The organism is Novipirellula herctigrandis (genome assembly GCA_007859835.1).
Lineage (GTDB): Bacteria > Planctomycetota > Planctomycetia > Pirellulales > Pirellulaceae > Novipirellula_A > Novipirellula_A herctigrandis.
In genome coordinates this window covers 4,413,666-4,420,970 of record SJPJ01000001.1, presented here as the reverse complement: position 1 = coordinate 4,420,970, position 7,305 = coordinate 4,413,666, and the positions used below count along the sequence as shown (strand labels likewise).

7 protein-coding genes and 1 pseudogene are annotated in these 7,305 nt (G+C 52.2%); 4 read left to right on the top strand and 4 right to left on the bottom strand.

Features of this window, described 5'->3' with window-relative positions; genetic code table 11:
* The 3 genes and pseudogenes from CA13_RS35285 to CA13_RS16425 form a co-directional block, all read left to right on the top strand.
* A partial coding sequence (locus tag CA13_RS35285) for an aminotransferase class V-fold PLP-dependent enzyme (RefSeq protein WP_419194450.1) occupies positions 1 to 501 on the top strand: 501 nt, incomplete at its 5' end.
* Between the two features lie 155 nt (positions 502 to 656).
* The gene (locus tag CA13_RS35280; protein ID WP_419194449.1) at positions 657 to 1,559 is read left to right on the top strand and encodes a Spy/CpxP family protein refolding chaperone; all 903 of its coding nucleotides are present in this window, start codon (positions 657 to 659) and stop codon (positions 1,557 to 1,559) included.
* A 499-nt stretch (positions 1,560 to 2,058) separates the two neighbouring features.
* Positions 2,059 to 2,436: pseudogene (locus CA13_RS16425) on the top strand (group II intron maturase-specific domain-containing protein); the annotation flags it as partial.
* Between the two features lie 180 nt (positions 2,437 to 2,616).
* On the opposite strand, the gene CA13_RS16420 reads toward CA13_RS16425, so the two are convergent.
* The 4 genes from CA13_RS16420 to CA13_RS16405 are packed head-to-tail and all read right to left on the bottom strand — an operon-like array spanning position 2,617 to position 6,185.
* On the bottom strand, positions 2,617 to 3,765 hold the full coding sequence (locus tag CA13_RS16420) for a DegT/DnrJ/EryC1/StrS family aminotransferase (RefSeq protein WP_146398386.1): 1,149 nt from the start codon (positions 3,763 to 3,765) through the stop codon (positions 2,617 to 2,619).
* Between the two features lie 33 nt (positions 3,766 to 3,798).
* Positions 3,799 to 4,383: an acyltransferase gene (locus CA13_RS16415; RefSeq protein ID WP_146398384.1), complete on the bottom strand. Its 585-nt coding sequence runs from the start codon at positions 4,381 to 4,383 to the stop codon at positions 3,799 to 3,801.
* Positions 4,384 to 4,390: 7 nt separating this feature from the next.
* Positions 4,391 to 5,476: a Gfo/Idh/MocA family protein gene (locus CA13_RS16410; protein ID WP_146398382.1), complete on the bottom strand. Its 1,086-nt coding sequence runs from the start codon at positions 5,474 to 5,476 to the stop codon at positions 4,391 to 4,393.
* Between the two features lie 40 nt (positions 5,477 to 5,516).
* Positions 5,517 to 6,185: a sugar transferase gene (locus CA13_RS16405; RefSeq protein WP_419194448.1), complete on the bottom strand. Its 669-nt coding sequence runs from the start codon at positions 6,183 to 6,185 to the stop codon at positions 5,517 to 5,519.
* A 331-nt stretch (positions 6,186 to 6,516) separates the two neighbouring features.
* Between CA13_RS16405 and CA13_RS16400 the strand changes: the two genes are divergently transcribed.
* A complete protein-coding gene (locus CA13_RS16400) occupies positions 6,517 to 7,095 on the top strand; it encodes a TIGR02453 family protein (protein ID WP_419194447.1) in 579 nt (192 codons plus the stop codon).
* The last annotated feature ends 210 nt before the right edge of the window (positions 7,096 to 7,305 follow it).

Sequence of the window (7,305 nt, the reverse complement as noted above, 5' to 3'; positions counted from 1 at the left end):
GGGGGGGGGGGGATGATCAACCAAGTGACTACGCAAGGCTTTACGACCGCAGCGCTACCAGACAAGTTTGAAGCGGGAACACCGCCGATCGTCGAGGCCATTGGATTGCATGCCGCGACCGAATATGTTTCCCAGATCGGGCTCGATGCAATCCATCGTTACGAAAAGGAAATTGGAGCCTATGCTGATCGAGGGCTTCGTGAACTCGAGGGCGTTCGGATCATTGGGCCCACTCCTGAACACAAATCGGGCATCGTCAGCTTCGTCATCGATCATGCGCACGCACACGATATTTCCCAGAGTCTAGATACGTATGGGATCGCTGTTCGTGCGGGGCATCACTGCACGATGCCGCTACACAAGTCGCTTGGTTTGTCGGCAACGACCCGTGCGAGTTTCTATTTTTACAACACTTTTGAGGAAGCGGATCGGTTGATCGAAGCGGTCAAAGCAATCCGCAAGCGTTTCGCACCGAGTGGCCGAAAACGCCAACTGCGCTAAGAACGGCCCAAAAAGTGAATACAGAAAGCTTTTTCCGGTTCTTTCTACGAAACTTTCCAGACCAAGCTTGGTTCTATTGATTGTTAGCTGATTGCATCAGCATCGGCGTCTTTAACCCAAGCTAATTTCTATCACTCTGTCGGGGAATCACTTCCATGAAACGGAAACTCTTTGTCTTTAGTCTTTTTGCTGCTGCTGCGATTGCATTAGTCGCTGGTGACGCTTTCGCCCAAGGTGGTGGGGGCCGAGGGGGTCGACCTGGTGGTGGATTTGGTGGTGGTGGATTTGGTGGCCGTGGTGGCGGTCCTGGAGCTGGACCTGGTGGAGGAAACCAGATCATTGGTTTACTAATGATCGAAAAGGTCCGTGAGGAAGTCAGCCTTGACGATGATCAAGCAGCGGCATTGAAGAAGGTTCGCGAAGACAGTCAATCGGAAAGACCCGATTTCGACTTCCGAAATGCCAGTGAGGAAGAACGATCGAAATTCTTTGAAAAGATGCAAAAGGAGCGTGCCGAACAAGCTTCGAAGGTGCAATCGCAGATCGAGCAAGTCTTGCTGCCCGATCAAATGGATCGATTGAAAGAAATCTCGCTACAAGTCCGAGGTGTCATGGCGTTGAGTGATCCCGATGTTCAGAGCGAACTCGGCATCACAAGCGAGCAAAAGGAAAAGCTCGAATCCGTTCGCAATAGTGCTCAGGAAGGGATGCGAGACAAAATGCGCGATATGCGTGATTTGTTCCAATCAGGTGATAGCGAAAAAATCCAGGAAGCTGTCGCTAAAGTTCGCAAGGAAATTGACGGCAAGGTCATGGACGTGCTCACAGGCGAACAAAAGTCCAAGTTTGAAAAGATGAAGGGCGAGCCATTTGAAATGCCCGAAGATTTTCGAGGCGGGGGATTCATGGGCAGAAGATCTGGCGGTGGCGGCCCCGGAGCAGACGGTGGTGGTCGACCCAGTGGTGGACGTCAAGGTGGTGGACGTCAAGGTGGTGGACGTCAAGGTGGCCGCGGCACTGGCAATCGTCCAGGTCAAGAAGCTCCTGAAGGCAACTAGCTGCCAACGAAGTCAATTGCGATTGCAGGCGTGAAGTGCTAATCAAACGAAAAGGGAACTCCAATGGAGTTCCCTTTTTTGTTTGCCCAGCGAAGCTGGCAAACCCTATCGGTGCTTGTCACCGACCAAGCCCTATTCATGGGGAATTGAATCCGATTCGCAAGGGTTCCGTGGGTGACTGCGTGTCTAAAGGAAGCGATAGGGGGACGATGGAACGTAGCGTGAGCGAACCCGATTCGGCTGGTTGCTCGGACGAGCCTGCAAAAAGTGGCGATGTCCGATTTATGAACATGAGCAGCAAGTGCTTGGGGACGTCATCATCGTCAGGGAGCCAGCAAAGTAACTGGGGAGACCTGGCATCATCCATCGCCGCGTTAGCTTCCCCATAGGCGAAGCGTGAGAAGCAGGTAGGCCGCGTCAAGAGGCAACTCAAGATGAGGCCGATGTGGTGTCAGGGGTCAGATGATCCCGTCGTAGTGAGTAAGTCGCGGCCTTCAAGGCGAAGGTCAAAGCGATCACACGCAAGACCAGCCCGGTGAACTTGGAGGAGGTCATCGCTGACCTGAATCCGGTTCTACGCGGCTGGGGGAGCTACTTCCGAATGGCCAACTGCAACACGCTTTACCGCGAGTTGGCAGCGTGGATTCGGCGAAGATTACGGGCCAAACAACTCGCTTTGTGGAAGAAACCGAAGCGTCTGATCCGCCGGTTGCGGCAGGTCGGCGTCCGCGGAGAACTTCTGAAGATGCGAATGGCCGCGTGGCGAACGTCGCGTAGTTCCTACGCCAGCATGGCCATCAGCAATGACTGTCTGGCGGAACTTGGCCTGTTTGACATCGCAAAGTTAGAGACCGGAGTCCTTCCCGAGGTAACTTAGGCAGGTAAAACAGGAGCCGTATACGGACCCGTACGTACGGTTCTGTGAGAGGGTTGAGTCAGCGGTCGCACCACTGCTCACCCTGCTCGATAGTGAGCTTGAAGAGCGAATCCAGGGCCCTGTCTGAATCGTTGTGACTACGATGCGGGCACAATTTTGGGCATCACTTTGCGTGAAGGCCTACGCCATGGCGACGGTTTGACTCTTTTGAGCCAGGAATTCTCGGACGCCCGCTCCCACACGTGCCACCTGTTCCCGATTCATTTCGGGATACATTGGAAGCGATAGAATCTCCTCTGCGATTTGGCGACAAACCGGAAGCCCCATGGGGACGGTTGGCGAATCGGACAGTGGCGTAGCGGTGGAAAGCGGATTGGGATAGTGAATCCCAGTGGCGATTTTCTTTGCCGCTAACGACTCAGCCAACTCATTACGGTGTGGCGTCCGAATAACGAACAAGTGATAAACGTGACGCACGTCCCCACGCTCTTGCGGCAGCACCAAATCGGCATCCGCTAGTTCTTCGCGATACCATTTTGCAACCGTTTTGCGTTGTTCGGTCCATTGCTCGATATGTTGCATCTTCGAAAGCAGCACGCATGCTTGAATCGTATCAAGGCGACTGTTAAACGCTAGCAGGTCATGTCGGTTCTTTTGCTTTTGGCCGTAATTTCGGAGCAAACGGAGTTTTTCTGCCAGCTCCGGATCATTCGTCGTCGTAGCACCGCCGTCACCGAACGCACCTAGATTCTTTCCTGGGTAAAAACTAAAGCAACCAATGTCACCGAACGCACCACAGCGGTGACCATTGATTTCAGCCCCATGACCTTGGGCCGAATCTTCGATGATTCTTAAGTGGTGGCGATCGGCAATTTCGCGGATCTCTTTCATCCGAGCTGGTTGACCAAAGAGATGCACAGGAATGATTGCTTTGGTCTTCTCGGTGATCGCGTTTTCGATTTGCGTAACGTCAATGTTGAAGTCGACTGGATCAATATCAACAAACACAGGACTCGCACCAGTGTGTGCGATTGCAAAACCGGTGGCGGCAAAGGAGTTCCCTGCGGTGATCACTTCGTCGCCTGGGCCAATGTCGAGAGCTCGCAGTGCCAAGTGAATCGCTTCGGTTCCGTTGGCCACTCCAATGCAGTGATCGGTACCACAATAATCTGCAAACAATGCTTCGAACTCCTGGACTTCTTGCCCAAGGATATAACGAGCGGCGTCAATCACTTCACCCATCCGGCGAAGCACGTCCGCCTTGATTTGGCGAGATTGAGTTTGAAGATCAACAAGGGGAATTGGGGTTAAGTCAGCGTTGCTGCTCATGGCAAGAGTTCTCAGATAAGGTGATTGATAGAGTTAGTTTAATGAAGTGTTTTTAATACGTCGGCTTGCTGTTTCTCCACACTCGCCGCAATCCGTGTTGGAAAAATGCCCCGAAAGCTTTTTTCCACAGGAGCAAACGAAACCGACTTGACGTGCGGGAGAACCCATGACGAGACTGTGTGGCTCGACTGGTTTCGACACGACGCTGCCCGCTGCGACCATCGCAGAAGTTCCAATGTCCGCGCCTGGACAAATGACTGCACCGGCACCAATCGAAGCTCCTCGACGCACGGTTGTGGTGACGAGCCAATTTGATTGATTCGAGTAACGCTGCTTGGAATGAGCCATACGTGGAGACCGCGGATATTGATCGTTGGTGAATATCACTCCGGGGCCGATGAAGACATCGTCTTCGATTGTAATTCCGCTCCAGATCAGAACACCATTTTTTATCGTGACATTATTGCCAATAATGGCGTCGTTTTCGATAAAGGCGTGGTCGCCAATATTGCAGTGATCGCCAACGGTGGCTCCGGCCATGACATGCGCAAACGCCCAAACGTTCGTTTCCGCACCGATTGCTTGAGTATCATCCACTAGGGCTTTTGGGTGGATCATCTTTGGCTTATCGCGTGGATTGCTGAGCGACGAGTTGGATCGATTCGGCGAGCGAGTCGCGGCTGAGTGATCCGTCCCGAACGCATGCTAAGTCCACACGTTGACCATTGTTTTGTAGGGAAAGATCTGCGGCCTCTAACACTTCGACGACCTCCAATCCATTCACCCCGTCGGTCAACGGAACTTCGCCTTCATCAATGCACCGGAGAAACTCGGAGCACTCGGTCTTCAATGGCTCATGTTCCTTGATAAACGGGCTGTAACTGCCACCGTAACGGTAAGCGAGTTGGAACTCGGCAAAGTCACCATTGGTTGATGTTGGTTTGTCGATCCCCTTGTCAAATACCTTGATCTTCTCTTGTTCCAAGTCGTCGTAGACCGCCATGCGTTTGTCACCAACCACTGTCAATACTCGTTCTTTCCGTGGGTCTAGCCAGCTTACGTGGATCATCCCCATTCGATTTCCTTCGAACATCATTGACAGGTTGCAGACGTCATGAATCCCAGGGTTCAAATGGTCAAAACCACAACATGTCACCGAGATCGGTTTCTGGCCGAGCAGGTATAGCATCATCGAGATGTCGTGCGGTGCAAGATCGTACAGAGCGCTGACATCTTTTCGGACAGGGCCAAGATTCAACCGGCGACTGCTGATGTAATTAATCCTGCCGAGCTCATTCGATTCAATTAAATCGTTGAGTTTCTGGACGGGCGATGCATGCAAGAAGACATGGCCAACGAACAGTACTCGGTTTCGCTCGGCCGCTGTTTTTACCAATGTGCGAGACTGCGCAGACGTTTTTGAGAGTGGCTTTTCTACGAAAACATGCAAGTCATGCTCAAGCGCCTTCATCGTCAATTCATAATGAGTTTCCGTCGGCGTCGCGATCACAACTGCATCAATAAGTTTTTGCTCAAGCATTTCCTCAAGTGATTCACACGGACGCACCTGAGGAAAGCGATCGGTGATGCGCAGCAATTGATTGCAATCTCGGTCACAAACGGCCGTCACTTTGCAATTTTCGAGTTCCGAGAAACAACGAACCAAGTTGGGGCCCCAGTAGCCCAAGCCAATAATTCCAACACGTATCATGAGAGTAGATCTTTGTAGAAAAAGTTAAAAAATATGTCGTTCAATCGTCATGATCACACAAGACGACACGAACCGTTTTCGCGATAATCTGTAAGTCTTGTGACAAAGCAAGACTGTCGATGTATTCGATGTCGAGGTGGACCATTTGGTCAAAGGTAAGGCGATTCTTGCCGCTGCATTGCCACAGTCCCGTCATCCCAGGAAGCACCTCGAAGCGGCGCAATTGCCACGGCTGGTAGTCTTCGATGCGAAGCACATCCGGTCTCGGTCCAACTAGGCTCATGTTGCCAATCAGCACGTTAAAAAGTTGAGGCAGTTCGTCGATTGAAAATTTACGAAGTAGGTTTCCGCCACGAATCAGGTCGGCTTTGTAATTCGGTTTGCGAATCTGTGAATCGGTTTGGGTGTAGCCAGCAACAAAATCGCGGTGCCTCGCATCTCGACTGACCGACGGAACGTGCATGGTGCGAAATTTGATGATTCGAAAATCACCTCCACCGTGCCCCACACGCGATTGGACAAAAAAAACCGGACCTCGAGAAACGACTTTGATGTAGCAAGCTACCAGCATCAGAAGTGGAGAAAGGGCCGGCAGTAACACAGCCACGCCGCAGAGGTCAAACAGTCGCTTCCACGGGGGATTGGGCCGACGTTGGATCGGCAATGCCACCACCGGCAGTATGGCACGTTCTTTTTCTTGCAGTATCACGTTGAAGACTTGACTCGATGCGAAACAAAAGTGTTTTAAGAGCAGAAAAAAATCCCTTGAGGAGGACGAAATCCCGTGGCCGCTTGAAGGGCAGTATAACTTAACCAATCGCTACGACCATTGTATTTTGAAAAAGAACTTGCCGGTGTTTGATGTGACAAATCATACAAACCGCAAGATCGCCTATCTGCTCAAGATAGGACACGCGTCATTGGAGGCTGATGCCCGCCATCGGTAAGATTGTGGTGTCACGAGGATCCTTTCGCTGATCCTTTCGCTCTCAATTCACACGCACCTCTGGTGAGGGGGTGTCAGCCAGCAGGAGTCGATCATGCCTCCGCCTGTCATCCCCCAAAATTTGTTCCATTTTCTTGACCAATTGATGCGGAATCGCAACCGGAATTGGTTTGCCGAGCACAAGTACGAACACGAGCGTTTGGTCCGAGCGCCAGCGGTGGAATTGGTGCGACAGATCGAAAAACCGCTAGCGCGGATTGCTCCGATGCTTGCTGCGGTACCGAAAGGCCATGGCAGGTCGGTAATGCGAGTTTACCGTGGCACTCGGTGTTCTGATGACAAAACTCGCGGCGAAACCAATGTCGGCATTTCGCTTCGCCACCAAGCCAACCGGGATATCCATGGGCCCAACCGGGGTATTCATGGGCCCAACCGGGGTATTCATGGGCCAGGTGCCTGCATTCATTTGGCAACCGACGAATGTTTCGTCGCTAATGGGTGTTGGCGACCCGAGCGGAGTGTTTTGGCTGCAATTCGCAGCAAGATTGACAGCGACCCCGCGAAAATTGGGAAAGGGCCCGCGGAAATTGGGTGTTCCTGCAGCATTTCCAGTTGGCGGGGGAGGGTCTCAAGACGGGGGCGCGGCGCGGTTATGGCAAAACGCATTCAATGATCGAAGATCTGCGGCGGATCGACTTCATTGCAATAGCGTCTGAATCGCGAGGGAGATTGACCGGAGGCGACGTGATCGGGTTCATTGTGTATCGGGCTCATTGTCGATCGGGTTCGAGCCGACCGGCCTGTGGTGCGATTTTTGTGCGAGGCGATTGCGTCGCCGAATAAAAAAATGAAAAAAAGTGGGTTTTTCCTGAAAAAATATAGG